Origin of the sequence: Sanguibacter inulinus (genome assembly GCF_013415325.1) — a bacterium.
Lineage (GTDB): Bacteria > Actinomycetota > Actinomycetes > Actinomycetales > Cellulomonadaceae > Sanguibacter > Sanguibacter inulinus.
The window spans coordinates 40757-64493 of sequence record NZ_JACBYE010000006.1 but is presented as its reverse complement, the minus strand read 5'-3'; the positions used below and the strand labels follow the sequence as shown (position 1 = coordinate 64493).

The window sequence follows — 23737 nt, the reverse complement described above, 5'->3', positions numbered from 1 at the left end:
GTGGGCACCCGCCCCACGCCCTGCTCCAGCGCACTAGGATCGGCGGTGCGCCGTGACGGTGACTGCCGCAGCGGTGCACTGAGCAGGTCTGCTCGACCCGCTCGAGCCCTCGTCAGACCGTTCATCACGCGAATCCGGCTCCTGGAGCCGGCGAGAGGTTGTCCCGGATGCCCCAGCAGGTTGCGATCGAGTCCCTCAGCCACGACGAGCTCGTCGAGGCGCACGCGAACCTCTCCGCGCAGTACGCGGACCTGGTGTCGACAGGTCTCACGCTCGACCTGACGCGCGGCAAGCCGGCACCCGAACAGCTCGACCTCTCGAACGACCTGCTCAGCCTCCCCGGCGGCACCGACGCCAAGGACGGCTCGGGCACCGACTGCCGCAACTACGGCGGCACGGCTGGTCTCCCCGAGCTCCGGGCGATCTTCTCCGAGCTGCTCTCCGTTCCCGCGTCACAGCTCGTGGCAGGCAACAACGCGAGCCTCGAGATCATGCACGACCTCGTCGTCTTCGGGCTCCTGCACGGGACCCCCGACTCCGAGCGTCCCTGGTCGGCCGAGCCCGTCGTGAAGTTCCTCGCCCCCAGCCCGGGCTACGACCGCCACTTCGCGATCACCGAGTCCTTCGGCATCGAGATGATCCCGGTGCCGCTCGGAGCTGACGGCCCTGACATGGATGTGGTCCGCGAGCTCGTCGCCGCCGACCCCGCGATCAAGGGCATCTGGACCGTCCCGACCTACGCCAACCCCACGGGAGCGGTCTACTCCGAGGAGGTCACTCGCGCCCTCGTCGAGATGCCGACAGCGGCACCCGACTTCCGGGTTTTCTGGGACAACGCCTACGCCGTGCACACTCTCGTCGACGAGGCGCCGCCCGCGCACGACATCGTCGGGATGGCTGCTGCGGCCGGGAACCCGAACCGTCCCTACGTGCTCGCCTCCACCTCGAAGATCACCTTCGCGGGGGCAGGGGTGAGCTTCTTCGGGTCGTCCGCGGCGAACGTCGCGTGGTACCAGGAGCACTACTCCAAGAAGAGCATCGGACCGGACAAGGTCAACCAGCTGCGCCACGTGCGGTTCTTCGGCGACGCCGACGGCGTCCGCAAGCACATGGCCAAGCACCGCGAGATCCTCGCGCCGAAGTTCGAGAAGGTCCTGCAGATCCTCGAGGCGCGCCTCGGCGGGACAGGTGTCGCGACCTGGACCACCCCCGAGGGCGGGTACTTCATCAGCCTCGACGTGGTGCCCGGCACGGCGCGACGGGTCGTCCAGCTCGCCAAGGACGCTGGGATCGCGCTGACCGCTGCGGGTTCGGCGTTCCCCTACGGGCGTGACCCGGAGGACACCAACATCCGGCTGGCGCCGAGCTTCCCGTCGCTCGACGACGTCGCCGCGTCCATGGACGGCGTCGCGACCTGCACCCTGCTCGCCGCGGTCGAGGCTCGTCTCGCCTGAGGCCTGACGCCTGACATCTGATGCCTCAGGCCGGGGGCACCAGGCAGGAACTCCCGAGCCCGAGCCCGCAGTCAGGGCACTGTGCGGTGGCGTCTGGTCGTCACTACGGGGTGTCGTCGGCGGGGAGAAGCTCGAAGTCTCTCCGCCCGGCGGCGACCCCGTTGACCTGGAGCTCGACGGCGTGGGCCCCAGGGTGGTAGCGCCGCGTGGTGATCACCTTGAAGGAGTGCCGTCGTCCGAGCCGCAGCGTCTCGCCCGGGCCGATGTCGGCGGTGGTCAGCTTGAACACCTTCGTCGTCTGCGAGCCGTTGGCCTTGCGGTGGTGCACCACGTAGTCGACGACCACCCGCGCCGCGCCTGCCCCGCCGTTGTGCACGGTCGCCGTGAGACCCAGAGCCTCACCGACCCGGACCTCGGTCGCCTCGAGTGTGAGCTCCGCGACGACGTCCGGGGTCGGTGCGAAGCCGAGCAGCGCGAGGGCGTCCGGGTCGCCGCGCTTGACGAGGGTCCGCAGCGCGTGCCGGACGAGCGGCAGGGTCGTCGGCGCGGCCGCCTCTAGCCACCGGCGCGCGGTCTCGACCGTGACCTCAGGGTCTTTGCGGCTGAGGTCGTTGAGGTGGTTGGCCACAGACCTGCGGACGTACTCGCTCTCGTCGCGGTAGAGCGCGTCGAGGATCGGCAGCGTCACGGTCGGGTCCGCTGAGAGGCCCGCGACCTGGGTACCCCACGGCAGGTGGCGCCGGGTTCCTTCGCTCGCGAGGCGTCGGACGTGCTCGTCGTCGCTCCTCGTCCAGCGCAGCGCCGCGGCGAGCGACCTGTCGAGGTCGTGGGAGAGCAGCGGGCGGACGGCGAACTCTGCGGTGAGCCGCCCCGTGAGCTCGGCCTGCAGGTCGAGCGCGGTGTCGAGGGCGGCGTCAGACCCGGCGGCGATAGCCCGCGCGCTGACGGCCTCTGTCACCGGCCAGATCATCCACCCCGTGAAGCTCTCGTCGTGAAGACAGCGGCGCACGAGGACAGCGAGGTCGTCGACGGTGCCGGGCGCGTCGGCGAGGATCGCGTCCTTGACGAGGTGTGCACGGTCCCGCAGCGCGAGGGGTGCGAGGGAGCCAGCGCTCGACCGGACGTTCTCAGCGGCTGTCCCTGGCGCAGCGGCCTCGATCACCTCGGCCAGGCCGAGCACAGCATCGGACCCGAGCAGCTCGTCGGCGAAGGGCACAGCATCTCCTGGGGTGGTTGCGCTGACCGCGAGAGCCCGCGGTCCCGCCGACCTTATCGGTGGGCCCTGACACCGAGGCGACTGCTGCCGCACAGGCGTACTGGCCGTCGCCGCCGAACCTGCCCCGAAGACCACGACGCCCACGACGCCCACGACGACTACGACGACAACTTCGGCCGCTCGACCACCGGCCACCTCCCCACGAGGTCGCACGAACCGGCTCGACGTCGCCCTGCCTGCCGCGAGGTCGTACAGACACGCCGGATCTGGCCCCCAAGGGCGAGATCCGGCGTGTCCGTACGACCTCGGTGCTGAGGGTGCGACCTCGGTGCGAGCGGGTGCCTGGCTCGTCAGCACTCCACGTAGTTGACGGCGAGGCCCCCGAGCGAGGTCTCCTTGTACTTGGAGTGCATGTCGGCCCCGGTCTGGCGCATGGTCTCGATCGCTGCGTCGAGGCTGACGGTGTGCCGGCCGTCGCCGCGCAGCGCCATGCGCGCGGCGTTGATCGCCTTGACGGCGCCGATCGCGTTCCGCTCGATGCACGGGATCTGCACCAGACCACCGATCGGGTCGCAGGTGAGCCCGAGGTTGTGCTCCATCGCGATCTCGGCAGCGTTCTCGACCTGCAGGGCCGTCCCGCCGAGCACCTCTGCGAGCCCGGCCGCGGCCATCGCGCAGGCCGAGCCGACCTCGCCCTGGCAGCCGACCTCGGCCCCGGCGATCGACGCGTTCGTCTTGATGATGATGCCCACGGCTCCGGCCGCGAGCAGGAACCTCACGGTCCCGGCATCGTCCGCGCCGGGCACGAACTCGCGGTAGTAGCGCAAGACCGCGGGGATGATGCCGGCTGCCCCGTTGGTCGGAGCGGTGACGACCCTGTGCCCGGCGGCGTTCTCCTCGTTGACGGCCAGCGCGAAGAGGTTGACCCAGTCCATCGCGCGCAGCGGGTCGTCGTTGGCGCCCTCGGCGAGCAGCGCGCGGTGCAGGGCGTGCGCCCTCCGTGGCACCTTGAGCCCACCGGGGAGCGTGCCTGTCACGGCGCACCCGGCGTCGATGCACGCGTCCATCGCCTGCCAGATGTCCAGCAGCTCGGACGCGACCCGCTCCGGGGTGCGGGTCACGCTCTCGTTGGCGAGCATCACCTCGGCGACGCCCAGGCCCGAGGTCGCGCAGACGGCGAGGAGGTCGTCGGCGCAGGTGAAGGACCACGGGGCCGCCGGCGAGCTGCCCTCGGTCCCGATCAGCGTGATCGGGCCAGGCGCCCCGGTCCGGGACGGGAGGTCAGCTCCGTCTGCGGGCCGAGCGCCTGGGCCTGCGGGCTGCGCGGCTGGGTCTGCGGGCCGAGCGCCTGGGCCGACGGGCTGCGTGGCTGGGTCCGCGGACCGGTCAGCGCCGTCCGCGGGCTGCCTGCCTGGGCCCGCCGACCGCTCGTCGGCAGGCATCACAACAGGCGTGTCGTCGGGGTCCGGTACGACGAAGCCGCCCCCTACCGAGAAGTAGGTACGGCGCAGCAGGACCGAGCCGTCGGCGGCGGAGGCCGTGATGCGCAGACCGTTGGGGTGGAAGGGCAACACAGTCCTGGGCAGGAACTGGACGTCGTGATCGAGGTCGAAGGGGATCTCGACGCGGTCGAGGAGGCGCAGCGAGCCCGCGGCATGCACCTCGTCGAGGATCGTTTCGACCACGGGCGTCGCGACACTCTGCGGCTCGTGGCCGACGAGGCCGAGCAGCACCGCGCGATCGGTCCCGTGCCCGCGACCTGTCGCACCGAGGGACCCGAAGAGCTCGACGCTGACGCGCGCGACGCCGACACCCACGAGGTCCGGTGCGGTCGGCGCCGGGGTGGTCGGGGTCGCCGCCGCGCTGGGGCTGCCAGCCGTACCAGGACCGACGGCTGACCAACCGGTCCCGTTCGCCCCGGCGTGGTCAGCAGCCTGCCCCGGGTCGTTGCCGCGTCCGCTCGAGCCCAGCAGCTCGTCGACGAAGGTCTTGGCGGCGCGCATCGGTCCGACGGTGTGCGAGCTCGACGGTCCGATGCCGATCGTGAACATGTCGAAGACGCTCAGCGGCTGGTCCGAGGCGATGTGCTGACGACCGACGGTCGTCGCGCGGCTCATGCCTGGACCTCCGGTTCGAGGGTCGAGACCTCGGCCGAGGTGCCGGCGGCGCTGGCAGCACCGGCGGCGCCGTGAGCACCGACAGCACCGTGGCTCCCGGCGGCACTGCTCGCAGCAGACCCCGCCCACCCCGCAGCACGGAGACCCGGAGCCTCGGCGCGCTCCCGGACCCGCTCGGTCTGCGCGTCGACCAGCCGTGCCCGCAGCCGCGGGTCGCGGGCCGCATCGACGATGGTCGACGCGAGCGCGACAGCCGCGTCGAGCACGGCGCGGTCACCGGCCGGGCCGCCGGCCGCCTCGGCGAACTCGGCCGTGTGGATCGGCCCTCGCGCGCCCTCGACCCCGACCACCGGGTGGATGGAGGGGACCACCTGCGAGACGTTCCCCATGTCGGTCGACCCGCCGCTGCGGGGCGGCGCGGTCCTGTCGAGCGTCCGTCCGCGGGCAGACAGGTGCCCGGCGAACACCTCGACGAGGTCCGCGTCCTGGACGAGGTCGGCGTACAGCGGCTCGGACTCGTCGACCGACCACGAGACCCCGGCCGCGATCGCCGCGCCCTCGAAGCAGGCGAGGACCCGTCCTTCGAGCGTCTGGAGCGCGTCGAGGGTCGCCTCACGCACCTCGATCTCGACGACGGCGCGGTCCGCGATGATGTTGGTGACGAGCCCGGCCTCGGTGATGATCGCGTTCAGGCGCGCCCCGTCGCGCACCTGCTGGCGCAGCAGACCGACGGCGACGAGCGAGATGGTCGCGGCGTCGGCGGCGTTGCGCGCCTGGTCGGGGGCTGCGGCGGCGTGCGCGCCCTGCCCCGTGAAGGTGACGACCAGGCGGTGCACGGCCTGCATGCGGGTGGTCGTGGGCCACGTGTCGGCCGGGTACGGGTGGACCATGAGCGAGAAGGTCGCGTCGTCCCAGGCACCGTCGGCGAGCATGAGGACCTTGCCGCCACCGTGCTCCTCGGCCGGGGTCCCGAGCACCGTCACCCGGATGCCGAGCTCGTCGGCGACGTCCGCCGCGGCGATCGCGGCTCCGACCCCGGCCGCCGCGATGATGTTGTGCCCGCAGGCGTGCCCGATGCCGGGCAGCGCGTCGTACTCGACGCAGATCACGGCGTTCATGTCGCCGTTGCCGTAGGTCGCGCGGAGCGCGGTGTCGAGACCGTGCACGCCGACGGTCACGTCGAAGCCCGCGTCGGTGAGCCGCTCCGCCACGAGGGAGGACGCGTGGTGCTCCACGAAGGCCAGCTCTGGCCTCGCGTGGATCGCGTGGGAGAGCGCGAGCAGCTCGTCGCTGCGGACGGCGACTGTCGTCGCGACGGTGTCGTGCAGCGCTGCGGTGGACGGGGCGTCGGTCACGGAGGGCTCCTGGTGGTCGGGTGGGCCGGAGGTCGTGCTGTCCGGGACCGCAGGGTCGCGGGTCCGGGGCCGGTCGTGGGTGTGAGGGACCTGGCGGACGGCACCGCCCGGGTGAGGGCGTCGCGTCTGTCCCCATCATCTCCCGCCGGTCGCGCACGGGCAGCCTCGAAGACTCGACGCGGCCGCTATCACTCCATCGCCCCTTAAAGAGTGATAGCGGCTGGAGCTATCACTCTCTAGCACCGTCGCCTTCCAGCAGTGCCGACCACCCTGGCTCGCCGACCACGCCGCTGCACGCCCCCGTCACCGCTGCGCCAGCACAGCGTCCAGCAGCCGCACCGCTGCCGCCTTGTCGAGAGGGTTGTTGCCGTTGCCGCACTTGGGGGACTGCACGCAGCCCGGACAGCCTGTCGCGCAGGGGCAGGTCGCGATGGCCTCGCGGGTCGCGGCCAGCCACTGCTCGGCGAGACCGAAGCCGCGCTCGGCGAACCCGGCGCCGCCGGGAAAAGCGTCGTAGACGAAGACCGTCGCGCGCTCGGTGTCCACGTGCATCGCCGTCGAGACGCCGCCCAGGTCCCAGCGGTCGCAGGTCGCCAGGAGCGGGAGCAGGCCGATCGAGGCGTGCTCGGCGGCGTGCAGCGCACCGGGGGCCTCGTCGGCGTCGACCTGGGCGTCCTCGAGCAGCTCGGCCGAGACCGTCCACCACACAGCGGCCGTGCGCAGCGTCCGCACGGGGAGGTCGAGGGGCTCGGTCCCGAGGACCTCTTGCGAGGGCAGCCGGCGCCGCTGGAAGCTCTCGACCTGGCTGTGCACCTCGACAGTGCCGAAGCCCCACTCGACCGCGGGCCGGCCGTCGGCCGAGACCTGCGAGCCCCAGTCGACGTGCTCCTTCTCCTCGATGACGTCGATCGAGGTGATCGACCGCGACCACGTGCCGTAGCCGACGTCTTCACGGCCGACGAGCGCGACCGAGTCGACGATGCTGTAGTCCTCGACCACGAAGGTCTCGCCCTGGTGCACGTACACCGCACCCGTGTGGACCGACCCGTCGGCGGCTGCGGCGTCGACGGTCCCGAGCAGGCGTCCCGTCGCGGACTCGACGACAGAGACCGGCGTCCCGCCCTCGCCGCGGATGTTGGTGAATCCTGCGGCGTTCTCGTGGTGCGTCCAGAACCAGCCGGAGCTGCGGTGCCGCAGGGTCCCGCGTGCCGTGAGCTGGTCGAGGAGCGTGCGGGCAGCGTCCCCGCCGAAGAGCGGGAGGTCCTCGGTCCGCACCGGCAGCTCGCCGGCGGCGGCGCACAGGTGCCCGGCGAGCACGTAGGGGTTGGTCGGGTCGAAGACCGTCGCCTCGATGGGCGTGCGGAAGATCGCGTCGGGGTTGTGCACGAGGAAGGTGTCGAGAGGGTCTTCCCGCGCGACGAAGGCGACGAGCCCGTCGGCCCCGGCGCGGCCCGCGCGCCCGGCCTGCTGCCAGAGCGAGACACGGGTGCCGGGCCAGCCGATGATGAGCACCGCGTCGAGACCGGAGATGTCGACGCCGAGCTCGAGGGCGTTGGTCGTCGCGAGGGCCCGGATCTCTCCCGAGCGCACAGCGGCCTCGAGGGCGCGGCGCTCTTCGGGGAGGTAGCCGCCGCGGTAGGCCGCGACCATCCCCGGCAGCGACGGGTCGACGGGGCGCAGGTGCTCCTGGGTGGTCGTCGCGACGGACTCCGCGCCGCGCCTCGACCGGGTGAAGGCGAGGGTCCTGGCACCGTGGACCGTGAGGTCGGCGAGCAGGTCCGCAGCGACAGCGGTCGCGGAGCGGCGCGGTCTGTCGGCGTCGGCCGCGGCGTCGACGGGGTCGGCGTCGTCCACGAGCCCCAGGTCGTCGACGAGACCGAGGTCCGCGGCGCCGCCCACGTCCCACGGGTCGTCGGTGAGCGCCGCGACGGCGGCGTCCCCGTCAGTCCTGTCGGCCCTCGACCGGGCGAAGGCGGCGGCGTCGTAGCGCGGGAGCTCGGGCGGCTCCCACAGGGCGAAGGTCTTGCGACCCGCGGGCGAGGCGTCCTCGGTCACGGCGACCACCTCGGAGGGGTCGACGCCCACCAGCCGCCCGGCGCTCACGGCCGGGTCGGCCGTCGTGGCCGACGCGACGACGAAGGTCGGCCCGACGCGGGGGAGCAGCAGCCCGCTCGCGCTGCGCTGCTGCACGGCTGCGCGTGAGCGTCCGCTGCCGCGGGTCGCCGAGCTCGGTGCGTAGTACGCGGCGAGGCGTTGCAGCCGGCGCAGCACGAGGGAGACGTGCGCCCCGAAGACCCCGCGGAAGGCGTGCCCCTCGTCGACGACCACGTAACGCAGCGACCTCAAGAACCGGGCCCACCGGGCGTGGTTGGGCAGCATCGAGAAGTGCAGGTAGTCCGGGTTGGTGAGGACCACGTCGGCGTGGTCCTGGATCCACTTCCGCGCCGAGAAGGGGGTGTCGCCGTCGCAGGTGTCGACCTGCACGTCGCGGGCCCTCGACGCCGAGAGCAGCCGGGTGACCGAGGCGAGCTGGTCGGCGGCGAGCGCCTTGGTGGGGCTGAGGTAGAGCACGGAGCCGCGATCGCGGGCGGACTCGATGCGGCCGGGGTCGAAGGTAGCGTCCGCCCGGTCGCCGCGGACCGAGGTCAGCGCGGGCAGCCAGAAGGCGAGGGACTTGCCCGAGCCCGTCGACGTCGCGACGACGGTGTGCTTGCCGGACCACGCGGCCTCGGCGGCCTCGACCTGGTGCACCCAGGGGCGGTCGACACCGAGCGCCTTGTACCCCGAGACGAGGGAGGGGTCGGCCCACGTGGGCCAGTCGGCCTGCGTGCCCTCGCGGGCGGGGATGTGCTCGACGTGCGTCAGCTGCCCCGAGCGCCTGCCTCCGGCGAGGAGGACGTCGAGGAGTTCGTCTACGCGGGCCACCCGAGGATTCTCCCACCTGGAAACATCGCGGCCGGTAATCGGCAGTACACTTCCGGTAAGTGCTTTAAAAGGTGCCACAAGACCACGACGGGACTGTCATGCGACGAGCGCACAGCTACGCACCCGAGACCCTGGAAGCCCTCGAGCTCCTCGGGCTCCAGGTGTCCGTCGAGCGACGACGTCGGCGGTGGACCGCCGCTGAGCTCGCCGAGCGCGCGGGCATCTCGGTCAAGACGTTGCGCGGCGTCGAGCGGGGAGAACCTACGGTGGCGGCGGGGATCGCCTTCGAGGTCGCCACGCTGGTCGGGGTGCCGCTCTTCGCTCGTGACAGGTCGCTCCGACGTGAGCGGGCAGCGCACGAGCGTGAGGTCCTGAGCCTCCTCCCGGCACGCGTGCGCCAGGCGCAGGAGGCGCCTGATGACTCCTTCTGAGCGGTCGGGCCGACGCGAGGCACCGACCTCCGCCTTCGTCTGGGTCTGGCTCCCGGGCGCGACCGAACCTGTCGTGGCCGGGCGGGTGGACGTCGTCGGGCGCCGCACGAGCTTCACGTACGGTCAGAGCTATCTCGCGCGTCCGGACGCGCTCTCGTTGTTCCTCCCGGAGCTCCCGCTGGGGCGTGGGGTCATCGACCCGCTCGGCGACCTCACGATCGCCGGGTGCCTGGCGGACGCGGGTCCGGACTCCTGGGGGCAACGTGTCATCGACGACAGGTACCCCGGAGCGGGTGGACAAGACCTCGGCACGCTCACCTATCTGCTGGAGTCAGGGTCAGACCGCATCGGGGCCCTCGACTTCCAGGAGTCGCCGACGGACTACGTCCCGAGGACCCAGAGCACCACGACGACACTGCACGAGCTGCAGGATGCCGCCGACCTGCTCGACCGGGGCGAGCCCCTCCCACCTGTCCTCGAGCTGGCACTCCTGCGAGGGACGTCGATCGGTGGTGCGCGGCCCAAGGCACTCGTCGAGAGCGGAGACCGCAGGCTCATCGCCAAGTTCTCCTCGACGACAGACCGCTACCCGGTGGTCAAGGCCGAAGGTGTGGCGATGGACCTCGCGCGTCGGGTCGGCCTCGATGTCGCCCGCACCGAGGTGGTGCGCAGCCTCGACAAGGACGTCCTGCTCGTCGACCGCTTCGACCGTCCCGCAGGTGGCGGCCGTCGTCTCATGGTGTCGGCACTGACGATGCTGGGCCTCTCCGAGATGAACGGACGCTACGCCTCGTACGCGGACCTCGCCGACCTGGTCCGCGCCCGGTTCACCGACCCGACCGCCACGCTGCGAGAGCTGTTCTCCAGGATCGTCTTCAACATCGCGGTCGGGAACATCGACGACCACGCCCGCAACCATGCCGCCTTCTGGGACGGTGCAGCGCTCACGCTGACGCCCGCCTACGACCTGTGCCCTCAGGTGAGGTCGGGCGGAGAGGCCGCACAGGCCATGGCCATCGGCCGGGACGGTGAGCGCCGCTCGCAGCTCGCGGTGTGCCTCCGGGCGGCGCACGTCTATCATCTGACGACCGTCGAGGCCCAGGAGATCATCGATCACCAGGTGGAGACGATCACCGAGGAGTGGGACGACGCTGCGGACCGAGCACGGCTGACCTCGGTCGAGCGCCGACGTCTGTGGGGGACCCAGATCCTCGACGAGTTCGTGACCTACGACGGCTGACACCTCAGCCGTGTCAGTAGATCCTCCGTCCCCGCTCGTCGGCGACCCCGGACTTGCGGAAGAAGTACGTGTTGATCTGGTCGCGCCACTCGACGGCCGACCTGTGCTGCTCGGCGAGGCGCTCGGTGACGCGGGCGGCGAGGTCGGGGTCGGCCAGCGGCGCGACCTTCTCCCACGCGGTGAGCATCTCCTCGACACGCTCGACCCCCGCGAAGTGCGTGTCGTAGATGTGCTGCACGACTGTCTTCCCCGAGTGCAGCACGTGGGAGTACGGCACATGGTGCAGGAACAGCAGAAGCTCGTCGGGGCAGGTGTCGAGGGACTCGTAGGTCTGGGCGAGCTCCGGGGGGAAGAGCCCCGCGAAGCCTGTGCCTGTCGCGCGGGTCCTGTCGACGCCCACGCCGTCGCGGTCGGCGAAGTGGTACGTGCCCCACGCCGTGTACTCGTAGCCGTCGACGTCGGGGCCGTAGTGATGACGGGTCGGGCTCACCATGAAGCCCACGCCGAGGGGTGCTGTGTACTGCTCGTACACGTCGAGGGACCCTGACAGCAGGTTGCGGACCGTCGAGCGCAGCTCTGCAGGTGCGTCGCCGAAGGTCAGCGCGACCCACTCGTCGAGGATCTGCTCGGCCGTGAGCGTCGGGTCCCAGGCGAGGCGGCCGAAGGCGTAGAGGTTCGCCTGGGCGAAGGGGTGCCCGGTCCAGAAGACGTCGTCCCCGACGTTCGAGACCGCGGCGAGGCCGCCGCCTGCGGTGCGAGGTGCGCCCGCGCCGCTGTCCTTTGTGCCCGAGGCCGCAGCCTCGGTCCGGGCAGCCGCGGCGTCGAGCCCTCGGATCCTCCCCGACGTCACGTCGGAGACCGCCGGCCCCTCGTCCCCCCACGGCCGCGCCTGGAGCGCGTCCGTCCACTGGGGTGCGAGGTACGCGACGTGCTTCTGCTGCCCCGTGTACTCCTGGGTCACCTGGACCTCGACGGCCACCCGGGTCTGCGGCATCGCCAGGACCACGGGGGAGAGCGGCTCGCGCACCTGGAAGTCGATCGGGCCGAGCTTGACCTGCAGCACGACGTTGTCGTCGAAGCGCCCGTCGAGCGGCGTGAAGTGGTCGTAGGCGGCCCGCGCCCGGTCGGTCGACCTGTCCCGCCAGTCCTGGTGGTGGTCGTAGACGAAGGCCCGCCAGTGCACGGTCCCACCGTGCGGTGCGAGCGCACGAGCCAGCATGTTCGCGCCGTCGGCGTGGTCGCGCCCGTAGCTGAAGGGCCCCGGCTGCCCCTCGGAGTCGGCCTTGACGACGAACCCGCCGAAGTCGGGGACGGCCGCGTAGACGGCGCTCGCGGCCTGGGCCCACCAGGCTTGGACGCCCGGGTCCGCAGGGTCAGCCGTCGCGAGCCCGCCGAGCACGACGGGCGAGGCGAAGCTCACCGACAGGTGCACGCGCACGCCGTAGGGCCTGAAGGCGTCGGCGAGCGCGACGACGTCGTCGAGGTGCGTGGTGAGCAGCTCGGCCTCGCGCCGTCCGACGTTGACGTTGTTGAGGGCGACACGGTTCACGCCGCTCGCCGCGAGCAGACGGGCGTACTGACGGACCTTGCCGAGGTCCGGGCGCAGCGACCCGTCGTCGTAGAAGAGCGACCCGCCGGAGTACCCGCGCTCGACCTGTCCCATGACGGGGTGGACCGAGACGTTGTCCCAGTGGTCGAGGACGCGCAGGTCGTGGGCGGGGCTGTGCACCTCGACGGAGAGCTCGCCGCGCTCGTGGCTCGACGTGCCCGGCGCGGTCGAGGTGCTCGTGCCCTCGGGACCGCGCGCCCCCTGCGCGCCCGGTCCCCCCTGAGCGAGCGCACCCTCGCGCACCAGGTGGAACCAGCCGTGCAGCAGCCCGTGGCCGGTCCCGGCGAGGATCGTGGTGGTCGGGCCCTGCGGGGTACCGGACCTGACGATGACGAAGCCCTCGTCGCCGAGCGTGCTCGACGCCTCGTCGGCTGCAGCCTCGCGGGGATCGCCGAGACCGACGCCGCGGGGCTCGCCCAGGCCGTCCCCGTGAGGCTCGCCGAGACCTGCACCGGCTGCGGCGTCGATCGCCGCGAGCACCGGTTCGGGTGCGTCGTCGGGGACGGCACCCAGGAGTGCGAGGGTGAGGCGACCGGGGGCGGCCTCACCACCGCGGAGGGTGGCTGCGTGCGCGACCTCGGCGCGCACGGTGTCGACGAGAGGCCCGTCTCCGAGGACGACGGTGTCGACTGCACCCAGGGTCGCGAGCGCTGCGTCGGGGAGCCAGGCGGGGTGCACGCCGGGGGTCTGCGGGATCATCGGGGGCCTCCGTCGGTGAGGGCAGGTTCGGGGGACAGGGGTGCTAGGTCGGACCGGGCTGCGGAGTCGGACCAGGCTGCGGCGTCGGACAGGGGAACCGCGTCGGACCGGGGTCCTGCGGCAGCCGGTGTCGCCACGACGAGCACCTGCTGCGGTGCCAGCCTCACGGTCTCGCCCGCGCGCAGCGCCGTCCCGCCGAGCAGCTCGTCCCCGTCCACGGGTGACGCGACGTCGACAGCCTCGTCGCGGTGGTTGATGACGAAGGTGACCCGGCTGCCGTCGTCCTGGTAGCGCGTGGCCACCTCGACGTCAGGAACGTCGGCGAGCGGGCCTACGAGCCCGTGGCGGTCGAGCACCCGTCGCATCACCCAGGCGACACCCTCGGCGTCGAGACCAGCCCCGACGTACCAGGCCTCTCCTTCGCCGACCTCGTTCCGCGTCACCGCGGCGGTCCCGGCGTAGAAGTCGCGCGTATACAGCCCGACCACCTCGGCGCCCTGCGGCAGCACGAGCTCGAAGAGCAGCGTCGAGCCGACCTCGACGGCGTCGCCCTGACCGTCGTCGAGCACGACGGGGTTGACCACGTCGGCCTCCTGCGCGTCCCACTCGTCGACCCGTACGCCCATGAGCGGCGCGAGCGGTCCGGGGACGTCGGCGAGGAAGGCGTTGTCGTCCTCGTCGACCCGACCCGACAAGAAGGTGGTCACCACGGTCCCGCCCCGCTGAGCGACGGCCGCCAGACGCTCGGCGAGGTCGCCCTTGACCATGTGCAGCGCCGGTGCGACGACCACGTCGTAGCCGCTGAGGTCTGCTGTCACCGCGACGGCGTCGATGTCGACGTTCGCGTCCCACAGCGCCCGGTGGTAGGCGAGCACCACCTGCTGGTACCGCACGCGCCGCGACGGTCCGTCGGACATCTCGAGGGCCCACCACGAGTCCCAGTCGAAGAGGATCGCGACCCGAGCCCGGGTGCGGGCGCCGAGGGTGATCGTCCCGACGCGTCCAAGGTCCGCGCCCAGGGCAGCGGCCTCCTGGAAGACCCGGGTGTCGGACCGCCCAGAGTGCCCGATGACCGCGCCGTGGTACTTCTCGCTCGCACCGCGCGAGGCCCGCATCTGGAAGTAGAGGACGGCGTCGGCGCCGTGCGCGACAGCCTGCCAGCTCCACGACGCCATGACCCCCGGCGCCTTGAGCGGGTTGACGTCTCGGCTCGCGGTGACGCTCGGCGTCTGCTCCATGAGCCAGAACGGCTGACCGTCCTTGAGACCGCGCATCAGGTCGTGGGTGAAGGCCATCCGGGCCTGCGAGCGGGCATCGGGCGGGTAGTTGTCCCACGACGCGAAGTCGAGGTGCGGCGCCCACCGGTGGTAGTCCAGGTGCTTGAACATCCCCATGAAGTTGGTCGTCACGGGCACGTCGGGGCTCGACTCGCGGATCGCGGCCTTCTCGTCGACGAAGTTCGCGAGCATCGCGTCGGTCATGAAGCGCAGGTAGTCCAGGGTGATCCCCTGGAAGGCCGTGTGCTCAGGCCCGCGCCAGTGCTCGCTGAGCGCCGACGGCGGCACGATCTGCTCCCACGCCGTGAAGGTGTGCGACCAGAAGGTGGTGCACCAGGCGTGGTTGAGCGCGTCGAGGCTGCCGTAGCGCTCGCGGAGCCAGCTGCGGAACCCTTCCGCGCAGAGGTCGCAGTAGCAGGCGCCGCCAGCCCCGCCGTACTCGTTGTTGACGTGCCACGCGACGACAGCGGGGTTGCCGGCGTACCGGGCGGCGACCCGCCGGGCGAGCTCGGTCGAGAACCTGCGGTACGCCGGTGACGAGGGGCACGAGTTGTGGCGCTGGCCGTAGAGGTGGCGCCGGCCCTCGAAGTCGACCCGGGTCACCTCGGGGAACTCTGTAGCGAGCCACGGTGGTTGCGCTCCGGTCCCGGTGGCCAGGCAGATCAGCCGGCCCTCGGCGCTCGCCCGCTCGACGATCGCGTCGAGGCGCGTGAAGTCGTAGGTGTCGGCCGACGGCTGCGTGTGCGCCCAGGCGAAGACCCCGAGCGTGACCGTCGTGATGCCAGCGGCGTCGAAGAGCCTGTAGTCCTCGTCCCACACCTGCGGCCCCCACTGCTCGGGGTTGTAGTCGCCGCCGTAGGGCAGGTGGTCTGTGGTCGGGAGGGTCATCCGAGGAACTCCTGGGTGATGTCGGTGCGCAGCCGGGCGCTCGAGCTGAGCAGCACGGCGGCGACGAGGGGGGCGAGCAGCACGGGCACCACGTCGGAGGTGAGGTAGGTGGTCCCGGCGAGCAGCACGAGGAGGGAGAGGTGCTTGAGGGAGGTGAGCGGTCGTCGGCCGAGCAGGTACCCGGCCAGGCGTGCGACGTCGCGCGCCCTGAAGTCGAAGAGCGCGGTGATCACCAGGGTGTTCATGCCCCACACGAGGGCGAGCGCCGCGACCACCACGAGAGCCCCGCCCCACCACGCGGGGACACCGGCGACGTCGAGGTGCGCGAGGGAGAAGGTGATCACCGCGAGACCGGCGACGAGCGGCGCCCAGAGCCTGAGGACGGCCAGCGCGTCGCGTCTGTAGGCACGCCAGTAGCGGCGACCCGTGGCGAGGTCGGCGATCTCCTCAGGGTGCGCGAGGACCGAGACCGCGGCCGCGAGGGCCGGGCCGGCGGGCAGCAGGGCGAGCACGAGGAGCGGCAGGTTGCTCGGGTCGCGGTCGAGCACCGTGGCCAGGGCGAGCGCTGGTGCGAGGCTCACCAGCATGACGACCTCGAGCACGAGGAACCTGTAGCCGACGACGGCGCCCCGGGCGAGGAAGCCGTCGCCGATCTGGGTGCCGTCCCGGTGCTCGACCGGGCGCACACCCGTGAGGCTCACCGGACCACCTCGTCCTGCCCGACGATCCGGCGGTCGTCGAGCCACGACGGGGTCTCGTCGACGACGGGGGTGATCTCGACGAAGGTCACGCCGTGCCGGCGCAGGTCCAGGTCGAGCTCGACGCGCCCGTCGACCACGGGCAGGCTCGCGTGCCGACGGACCGGCTCGGCGAGCGCCCGGAGCGTGGCGACCTGCCGCTCGCTCGGCGACCGCGGGCGGCCCATGTGCTGCCAGGCGGCGAAGGCGTTGCCCTCGGTCTCGTCGACGCTCGCGGTCTCGACGAGCACCGTGGCCGGGCCGGACGTGCTGATCGAGCCCGAGCCCGTGCCTGTACCGGCCGGGTCCGCGACAGGCAACGACAGCCGGACCTCGTGCCGCGCGGGCGCGGCCGGACCCTCGGTCCCGTGCACAGGCTGCCAGGCGAGGACTGTGACCCGCCCGTCGTCGTCGCGGCAGACGAGGTGGTCCTCACCGCGGGCGAGCACGTGCTGACCCATCCGGGCCATGAAGGCGAAGAGGTGGAAGGTCGGCTTCTTGATCTGCCGGTGCGTGAGGAGCCCGAAGCCGCCGTGGAAGATCGCCGCGGGGACACCCTCCTCCTCGAACATGTCGCTGAAGGTCCAGTACGAGAAGGAGTCGACGAGGTCGCCGCCCGCCGCGAGCACCGGGGCCAGGTAGGCGGCGTTGAAGGCTGTGTCGTGCACGGGGTTGTCGGGCCTGTACGACGAGCTGTACTCGGTGATGTGCACGGGGACACCGGCGTAGCGCGTGCCGGCCAGGTGCTCCCGGGGCGCGGCGAGCTGCTCGAGCAGGTGGTCGGACTCGCGGAGCGTCTGGTAGGTGCCGAAGGGCACGTGCTGCGCGGGCCCCGTCGCGTAGGCGTGCGAGCTGACGAAGTCGAGCGGCGCGTCGTGCGCCTCGACGAAGGCCAGGAACGGCTCCCACCAGGCGTCGGCCCCGGGGGAGATCGCCGGCCCGCCCACCTGGATCTGGGGGTCGACGTCCTTGACGGCCCGGGCCGTCACCTCGTAGAGGCGGAAGTACTCCTGCTGGTCGGCGTCGAGCCAGAAGTTCACGAGGTTCGGCTCGTTCCACACCTCGACGGGCCACCCGCGGACCCGCTCGAGGCCGTAGCGCTCGACGAGGTGGGTCAGGGTCGCCCGGACCAGGTCCGCCCACGCGTCGTAGGAGGACGGGGGCGTGATGTTGCCCTTCCACCAGAACACCGTGGCGTCCCCGGAGGCGAGGGCCTCGGGCATGAAGCCGAGCTCGAGGAAGGGCTCGATCCCCAGCTCGAGGTACGCGTCGACCACCTGGTCGAGGTAGGTGAAGGAGTAGAGCACCTCCTGGCGGCCGTCGACCTCGCAGGGCTTGTAGATCCCCATGCCGTCGCTGAAGAGCCCGTGACCGCGGATGTGCCGGAACCCGATCTCGCGCTGCACGAGGGCGAGGGAGTCCTGGTAGTCGCGGCGCAGCGCGAGCTCCATCCGGCCGGTGCCGACGCAGGTGCGCCAGGAGTCGCCGAGAAGGCCTGTCGAGGTGTCGGGGACGATCGTGCGCACGGGGGTCTCCAGGTGGGGGAGTCGTGGTGGGTCGGACGGGAGAACCGGGCGGGTCGGCCTGCGCGTGGTGCGCGACCAGACCCGCCCGGGGCGGCTGTCAGCCGTTGGCCTCGGCGTACCGGTCGTGAGCGGCGTTGACGAGCTCGATGTACTGCGTCGAGCCCTTGGCCTCGATCTCGGCGACGTAGGCGTCCCACTCGGACAGGTCACGCTGGCCGAGGACGAACTGGAGCGTGCCCTGCTGGACCGTGTCCTTGAGCGGGGTCTCGAGCAGGGTCGCCTGCTCACGCTCGATCTCGTCGAAGGGGAACGGCGGCTGGAGCGGCAGGACCTCCTTGTCGGCCATGCTCTCCTGGAAGGCGACCTCCTCGTCGGAGAAGGTCGACCACAGCAGGTCTGTCGTGCCGCCGTAGGCGAAGACCCCGCCCGAGAACCCGAAGTCCTTCTGCAGGTGCTTCGGGGCGCCCGGGTTGAGCCCGATGAAGTCGATCCCCGGGTCCAGGACCCGTGTGCCGTCGGCGTCCTTCGTGTACGTCGTGCCCTCGACACCCCACTTGGCGAACTCCTGGCCCTCGTCGGAGTACCAGAGCCAGTCGATGAACTGCATCATCGCGACGAAGTTCTCGTCGTCCTTGGCGTCGGAGCTGATCATCAGGCCGTTCTCGAGCAGCGAGGTCCCCGACACCACGTCACCGGCCGGGCCGGCGGGCAGACGGATCTTCGAGATCTCGGCGTCCGGGAGCGTCGCGGCCAGCGCCGGGCGGTAGTCGTTGACGAGGGTCTGGGCGTTCGTGCTGATCGCGAAGGACTTGCCGTTCGCGAGCTTCTGGATCGCGGAGTCATCGTCCTGCGTGAAGCTCTCCGGGTCGACCAGGCCGTCCTCGACGAGGCCGTGCAGGTACTCGACCATCTCGCGGTACTCGTCGGTGGTCCCGGGGAAGACGAACTCGCCGGCCTCCTCGTCCCACTGCTGGTTGGCGTAGCCCCAGCCAGCGGACGTCCCGTAGGTCATGCCGAGCAGGTTGAGCAGGTTGCCCGTCGGGGTCGGGATGCTGAAGCGGTCGGAGAGCGGGTAGACGTCCGGGTAGGCCGCCTTCATGGCCGCGAGCATGTCGCGGAACTCGTCCCAGTCCTTCGGCTGCTCGAGCCCGAGCTCCTCCATGATGTCGGTGCGCACGGCGATCGTGTAGTCCTGCCACACGGCCTCGTGCAGACCGGGCAGCACGTAGTACTTGCCGTCTTCCTGGCGGAGGGTGTCGAGGTTGGCGTCGAGCCCCCACCTCTCGACCTTGTCCTTGAAGTTCGGCATGAGGTCGATGTAGTCGCTCACGGGCAAGATCGCGCCCGAGGAGACGAAGGCGGCCTCCTGGCCCGGGTACGTCTTGGGCAAGATCAGCGGGGCGTCACCGGCCCCGACGAGCAGGCTGCGCTTCTGCTCGTAGTCGCTCATCGGCACGACTGTCGGCTCGAGCGTGACGTTCGCCCGCTCCTCGATCTCCTGCCACAACATCCAGTCGTCCTGGATCGGGTAGTTCGGGTGGTCGCTGTACAAGATCGGGAAGGACAACGGCTCCGTCGCCGTGAACTGGTCGCCGACACCGTAGTCGGCCATCGACCCCGCGTCGTTGGCGAGCGCGGCGCCGGTGTCGTCGTCGGACGCCCCGCCGCTGCCGCAGGCCGCGAGGGCGAGCATCCCTGTCGCGACGGCGACTGCCGTCATGGTGTGTGTTCGCTTCATTGCTGGACACCTTTCGATACGCACTTCGTCGGTCGGATCGTTCGGAGGTTGGTGGCAGGTGCGCTCAGCCCTTGACCGAGCCGAGCATCACGCCCGACACGAAGTACTTCTGGATCATCGGGTAGAGGCACAAGATGGGCAGGACGGTGAGGATGATCGTCACGGCCTGGATGTTCGCCGAGACCTGGGCGACCTCGGCCACGCCTGCGCCCGTCGAGCTGGCCGAGGTGGCGCCCGAGATGAGGTTGCGCAGGTACACGGTCACCGGGAACAGCTCGGCCTTGTCCATGTAGAGGAAGGCCGCGAACCAGGAGTTCCAGAAGCTCACCGCGTAGAAGAGCAGCATCGTGGCGAGCACGGCCTTCGACAGCGGCAGCACGATCCGGGCGAGGGTGCCGTAGGTCGACAGGCCGTCGATCTGCGCGGCCTCCTCGAGCTCTTCGGGCATGTTCTCGAAGAAGGACTTCATCACCAGCAGGTTGAACACCGAGATGGCGTTGGGCAGCACGATCGCCCACAGCGTGTTCTTGAGCCCCAGACTCGTGATGAGCACGTAGTTGGGGATCAGCCCGCCGTTGAAGAACATCGTGAACACCGCGATGCCGATGAGCAGACCGCGCCCGCGCAGGTTCTTCTTCGACAGCACGTAGGCGTAGCAGGTGGTGAGGACGATCGCGATGGCTGTCGCCACGACCGTGTAGACGACGGTGTTCTTGTAGTTGGTCCAGAACATCGAGTCGCTCATCACCAGCTGGTACGTGGTGAGGTTGAAGCCCTTCGGCAGCAGGTTGACCTGCCCTGCCCGGATCGCGGAGTCCGAGCTGAAGGACTGCGCGAGGATGTTGACGAAGGGGTACAGCGTCACGACCACGACGCCGAGCAGCACGACGGCGTTGACCACCTGGAAGACGCGGTAGCCGCGCGAGTCCTTGAGGCCGCGGGTGCGGGTGGGTGCTGGCGTGCGGGGCGGGGTCCCGGGCGTGCCGGGGGTCCCTGTCGGGGAGACTGTCGTGGTCACCACAGGCTTGCTCCAACGGCTCGGCGCGAGATCGCGTTCGCGGACAGGATGAGCGTCAGCCCGATGATCGCCTCGAAGAGGCCGATCGCCGCGGCATAGCTGAAGTTGTTCGACACCAGACCGACGCGGTACAGGTACGTCGAGATGACGTCGGCCGTCGGATAGGTCATGGGGTTGTAGATGAGCAGGATCTTCTCGAAGCCCACCGCCATGAACGCGCCGATGTTGAGGATCAGCAGCGTGACCATCGTCGGGCGGATGCCCGGCAGCGTGACGTGCCAGGTCTGGCTCCAGCGGTTCGCGCCGTCGATCCGGGCGGCCTCGTAGAGGCTCGCGTCGACCGTGGTCAGCGCTGCGAGGTAGAGGATCGTGCCCCAGCCGACGGTCTGCCACACCTCGGAGGACACGTAGATGGTGCGGAACCACTCGGGCTGCTGCAGGAACGAGATCGCGTCACCGCCGAAGAACCCGAGGATCTGGTTGACCGTGCCCTCGAGGGACAAGATCTGCATGAGCATCCCGGCCACGATGACGATCGACAAGAAGTGCGGCAGGTACGAGACGGTCTGCACGAAGCGCTTGAAGTAGCGCGAGCGCACCTCGTTGAGCAGCAGCGCGAGGATGATCGGCAGCGGGAAGCAGATGAGCAGCGACAGCGCACCGAGGGTCAGCGTGTTGCCGAAGACCTTCCAGAACGTCGGGTCCTCGAGGAACATCTGGATGTAGCGCAGGCCGACCCACTCGTCACCGAAGATGCTCCCGCCCGGCCGGAACCGCCGGAAGGCGATGACGTTGCCGAGCATCGGCAGGTAGCGGAACACGAGGAAGAAGAGCAGCGGCAGCACGGCGAGGGAGTAGATCTGCCAGTCCCTGCGCAGGACCTTGCGCAGCGGCAGCTTCCCGGCCGACCGGCCGCGTCGGCGCGTCGGCCCGGGCTTCTCAGGCGCTACCCCGGTCCGCGCAGGTGGTGCGGCTGGCGGCGGGGCGACAGCCTCGGGGGCGGTCACGGCCGGCCTCCGGTGGGCGCCCCGACCTCGACCTCGGTGACGAGCGCGCGGGTGTGGTCCACCTGGCGCTCGTCGCCGACGAGCCGCAGCCCGAGGGTCGTGCTCACGTCGGTGCTGGACCTGGAGACGAGGAGGTCCACGTCGCCCGGCTCGACGACCCTGTGGCCGGCGAGCCCGACGAAGGACGTGAGGTCGGCGTGCACCGTGAAGGTCACGCGCCGCGACTCACCCGGCTCGAGCGCGACCCGTGCGTACCCGACGAGCCTGACGACGGGCCTCGTCACCTGCGCGACGTGGTCGTGCAGGTACAGCTGGACGACATCGGCCCCGGCGACCTCTCCGGTGTTCTCGAGCGTCACCTCGACGGTGACCTCGCCGTCGACCGGCCATGCGGCCCGGTCGCCCGGCTCTGCACCGACGACGACGGCCTCGCCCCAGGAGATCGACGCGTAACCGAGACCGTGCCCGAAGGGGAAGGCCGCGGTCGGGTCGACGGACGACACGCTGGACCTGCCCCCGAGCGGCGGCGAGAGGTACGTGCCGGGCTGCGACCCGGGGTCGGCCGGGATGCTCACGGGCAGGCGTCCCGAGGGGGAGACCGCACCGGTGAGGATCTCCGCGAGTGCCACCCCGCCGAGCTGCCCGGGGAAGAAGGCCTGGACGACCGCCGCGGCCTCGTCGGCGAGGTGGCCGAGCGCGTAGGGCCGACCGGTGAGCAGCAGCAGCACCACGGGGGTGCCGGTGGCGAGCACGGCCTCGACGAGCTCGGCCTGCACGCCGGGCAGCCGCAGGTCCGTCGCGTCGCAGCCCTCGCCCGAGGTGCCGCGGCCGAAGAGCCCGGCGCGGTCGCCGACAGCGACGACGCACACGTCGGCGTCGCGGGCGCGCTCGACGGCCTCGGTGATGCCGCTGCGGTCGAGGTCGCTGACGTCGCAGCCACGGGCGTAGGTCACGTCGTGGTGCTCGGCGAGGGCGGCGCGGACCGACGGGATGTCGATCCCGACGGCGTGGTCGGGGTGGTGGACCCCGACGTGCGCGGGGAAGGAGTAGCAGCCGAGCATCGCCATCGGCTGGTCGGCGAGCGGCCCGACGAGCGCGACCCGGGCTCCGGGGGCGAGCGGCAGCGTGGCGTCCCTGTTGGTGAGGAGGACGACGGCCTCGCGGGCGAGCCGGAGTGCGACGTCCTGCCGCTCGGCGTCGTCGAGGGTCAGGGAGTCGACGTCGTCCGGCAGGGCCTGCCAGCCGGGGTCGAGGAGACCGAGCTCGGCCTTCTGGGTGAGCACCCTGTCGAGCGCGCGGTCGACGAGCGCCTCGGGGACGTCGCCGCGCCTCACGGCCTCGACGAGGGCCGGCCCGTATGCGTCGACCGTGGGGAGCTCGACGTCGACCCCGGCGTGCAGGGCGAGGTGCGCGGCCTGGGTCGCGTCGGCCGCGACCTTGTGGAGCGTCTCGAGGAACTTCACGCCGAAGTAGTCGGCGACCACGATCCCGTCGAAGCCCCAGGTGTCGCGGAGCAGCGTGGTGAGCAGCCCCTCGTCGGCGGCGGCCGGGACGCCGTCGACCTCGGCGTAGGAGTGCATGACCGAGCGGGCCCCGCCGAGGCGCAGCGCCATCTCGAAGGGCGGCAGGATCACGTCGCCGAGCTCGCGCGGGCCCATCGACGCCGGGGCGAGGTTGCGTCCCGAGCGGGAGGCGGAGTACCCGGCGAAGTGCTTGAGGGTCGCCACGACGCCGGAGTCCTCGAGGCCGCGCACGTAGGCCGCGCCGACGGTCCCCACGAGGTAGGGGTCTTCGCCGATGGTCTCCTCGGTGCGGCCCCAGCGGTAGTCGCGGGTGACGTCGAGGACCGGGGCGAGCCCCTGGTGGACCCCGGCGGCACGCATGGACTCACCGATCTGCCGGGACATCTCGGCGACGAGCGCGGGGTCGAAGGACGCGCCCCACGAGAGCGGCACCGGATAGGCGGTCGCCTGCCAGGCTGCGAAGCCGGCGAGGCACTCTTCGTGGACCTGCGCGGGGATGCCGAAGCGGCTGGCCGCCATGATCTGCTCCTGCGAGGCGGCGAGCGACCTGGCACCGGAGACCGGGTCCACGGGGACCGTGCCGAAGGGCCGGGTCAGCTGGCCGAGGCCGTGCTGGACGAGCGTGTCCCACGGCGGGACGTCCTGCGTCAGGTCGGCCTGGTGCGGTGCGACGCCTCCGCCCGAGGCGTCGGCCCCGACCCAGACGCCCACGAGCTGCGCGATCTTCTCTTCGAGGGTCATCACGGCGACGAGCGCCGCGGCCCTCTCGGCCGGTGCGAGCCGGGTGTCCCTCCACGGGGCGTCCAGCTCGGGGGTGCCTGTGGCTGCCCCAGATGTCTGCGTGGTCATGCGACCCCTCGTCGTCGGTCACGTCGTCGTGCCGTCGCCCGGCGTCGTCGCCAGGCGCACCACTCCGTCGTGGTCTCGAAAGTATCGGCCGAAAGGGCGATACCTGTTGAGACGTGACAGTAGGGTGA

General features: G+C 71.3%; 15 protein-coding genes. 3 read left to right on the top strand and 12 right to left on the bottom strand.

All coding sequences use genetic code 11. The features are described from left to right. Positions 1-167 precede the first annotated feature (167 nt). Positions 168-1454: an aspartate aminotransferase type Ic gene (locus HZZ10_RS04045; RefSeq protein ID WP_179912508.1), complete on the top strand. Its 1287-nt coding sequence runs from the start codon at positions 168-170 to the stop codon at positions 1452-1454. A 103-nt stretch (positions 1455-1557) separates the two neighbouring features. Here HZZ10_RS04045 and HZZ10_RS04040 read toward each other — a convergent pair whose 3' ends face one another. The 4 genes from HZZ10_RS04040 to sftH form a co-directional block, all read right to left on the bottom strand. Further along, positions 1558-2670: a DNA alkylation repair protein gene (locus tag HZZ10_RS04040; protein ID WP_179912507.1), complete on the bottom strand. Its 1113-nt coding sequence runs from the start codon at positions 2668-2670 to the stop codon at positions 1558-1560. Positions 2671-3020: 350 nt separating this feature from the next. Further along, on the bottom strand, positions 3021-4721 hold the full coding sequence (locus tag HZZ10_RS04035) for an L-serine ammonia-lyase (RefSeq protein ID WP_409372379.1): 1701 nt from the start codon (positions 4719-4721) through the stop codon (positions 3021-3023). A gap of 62 nt (positions 4722-4783) precedes the next feature. Beyond that, positions 4784-6142 (bottom strand): amidohydrolase, encoded by a 1359-nt coding sequence (locus HZZ10_RS04030; protein ID WP_308507479.1) that lies wholly within the window; start codon positions 6140-6142, stop codon positions 4784-4786. 303 nt (positions 6143-6445) lie between these two features. Then, entirely contained in the window at positions 6446-9067 is a 2622-nt protein-coding gene (gene sftH, locus HZZ10_RS04025) for a DEAD/DEAH box helicase (protein WP_179912505.1), read from the bottom strand. Between the two features lie 98 nt (positions 9068-9165). Here sftH and HZZ10_RS04020 point away from each other — a divergent pair, with 98 nt between their 5' ends. After that, positions 9166-9498 (top strand): helix-turn-helix transcriptional regulator, encoded by a 333-nt coding sequence (locus tag HZZ10_RS04020; protein WP_056127767.1) that lies wholly within the window; start codon positions 9166-9168, stop codon positions 9496-9498. Further along, complete coding sequence (locus HZZ10_RS04015; RefSeq protein WP_179912504.1) at positions 9485-10738, top strand: type II toxin-antitoxin system HipA family toxin; 1254 nt, start codon at positions 9485-9487, stop codon at positions 10736-10738. The genes HZZ10_RS04020 and HZZ10_RS04015 overlap by 14 nt, the downstream gene beginning before the upstream one ends. A 13-nt stretch (positions 10739-10751) precedes the next feature. Here HZZ10_RS04015 and HZZ10_RS04010 read toward each other — a convergent pair whose 3' ends face one another. The 8 genes from HZZ10_RS04010 to HZZ10_RS03975 all read right to left on the bottom strand — a co-directional run bounded on the left by HZZ10_RS04010 (position 10752) and on the right by HZZ10_RS03975 (position 23609). After that, the gene (locus HZZ10_RS04010) at positions 10752-13046 is read right to left on the bottom strand and encodes an alpha-glucuronidase (protein ID WP_179912503.1); all 2295 of its coding nucleotides are present in this window, start codon (positions 13044-13046) and stop codon (positions 10752-10754) included. After that, complete coding sequence (locus tag HZZ10_RS04005; RefSeq protein ID WP_228087020.1) at positions 13043-15211, bottom strand: beta-galactosidase; 2169 nt, start codon at positions 15209-15211, stop codon at positions 13043-13045. Before HZZ10_RS04005 ends, HZZ10_RS04010 begins: the two co-directional genes overlap by 4 nt. Further along, entirely contained in the window at positions 15208-15912 is a 705-nt protein-coding gene (locus tag HZZ10_RS04000) for a hypothetical protein (protein WP_179912502.1), read from the bottom strand. The genes HZZ10_RS04005 and HZZ10_RS04000 overlap by 4 nt, the downstream gene beginning before the upstream one ends. Next, positions 15909-17474 (bottom strand): GH39 family glycosyl hydrolase, encoded by a 1566-nt coding sequence (locus HZZ10_RS03995; RefSeq protein WP_179912501.1) that lies wholly within the window; start codon positions 17472-17474, stop codon positions 15909-15911. Before HZZ10_RS03995 ends, HZZ10_RS04000 begins: the two co-directional genes overlap by 4 nt. 97 nt (positions 17475-17571) lie before the next feature. Beyond that, positions 17572-19212 carry an ABC transporter substrate-binding protein gene (locus tag HZZ10_RS03990; RefSeq protein WP_218928419.1) on the bottom strand — a complete coding sequence of 547 codons (1641 nt, stop codon included), beginning with the start codon at positions 19210-19212 and terminating at the stop codon, positions 17572-17574. A gap of 64 nt (positions 19213-19276) precedes the next feature. Next, positions 19277-20233 carry a carbohydrate ABC transporter permease gene (locus HZZ10_RS03985; protein WP_373367317.1) on the bottom strand — a complete coding sequence of 319 codons (957 nt, stop codon included), beginning with the start codon at positions 20231-20233 and terminating at the stop codon, positions 19277-19279. Beyond that, on the bottom strand, positions 20227-21237 hold the full coding sequence (locus tag HZZ10_RS03980; RefSeq protein WP_373367316.1) for an ABC transporter permease: 1011 nt from the start codon (positions 21235-21237) through the stop codon (positions 20227-20229). The genes HZZ10_RS03985 and HZZ10_RS03980 overlap by 7 nt, the downstream gene beginning before the upstream one ends. Continuing rightward, positions 21234-23609 carry a beta-xylosidase/alpha-l-arabinosidase gene (locus HZZ10_RS03975; RefSeq protein ID WP_179912500.1) on the bottom strand — a complete coding sequence of 792 codons (2376 nt, stop codon included), beginning with the start codon at positions 23607-23609 and terminating at the stop codon, positions 21234-21236. Before HZZ10_RS03975 ends, HZZ10_RS03980 begins: the two co-directional genes overlap by 4 nt. Positions 23610-23737: the final 128 nt, after the last annotated feature.

Excerpts from the sequence above, each read along its gene's own strand:
- HZZ10_RS03975 (WP_179912500.1), bottom strand. The coding sequence starts at position 23,609 with ATGACCACGCAGACATCTGGGGCAGCCACAGGCACCCCCGAGCTGGAC.
- HZZ10_RS04015 (WP_179912504.1), top strand. The coding sequence starts at position 9,485 with ATGACTCCTTCTGAGCGGTCGGGCCGACGCGAGGCACCGACCTCCGCC.
- HZZ10_RS04045 (WP_179912508.1), top strand. The coding sequence starts at position 168 with ATGCCCCAGCAGGTTGCGATCGAGTCCCTCAGCCACGACGAGCTCGTC.
- HZZ10_RS04010 (WP_179912503.1), bottom strand. The coding sequence starts at position 13,046 with ATGATCCCGCAGACCCCCGGCGTGCACCCCGCCTGGCTCCCCGACGCA.
- HZZ10_RS03990 (WP_218928419.1), bottom strand. The coding sequence starts at position 19,212 with ATGAAGCGAACACACACCATGACGGCAGTCGCCGTCGCGACAGGGATG.
- HZZ10_RS04035 (WP_409372379.1), bottom strand. The coding sequence starts at position 4,721 with ATGTTCACGATCGGCATCGGACCGTCGAGCTCGCACACCGTCGGACCG.
- HZZ10_RS04005 (WP_228087020.1), bottom strand. The coding sequence starts at position 15,211 with ATGACCCTCCCGACCACAGACCACCTGCCCTACGGCGGCGACTACAAC.
- HZZ10_RS04020 (WP_056127767.1), top strand. The coding sequence starts at position 9,166 with ATGCGACGAGCGCACAGCTACGCACCCGAGACCCTGGAAGCCCTCGAG.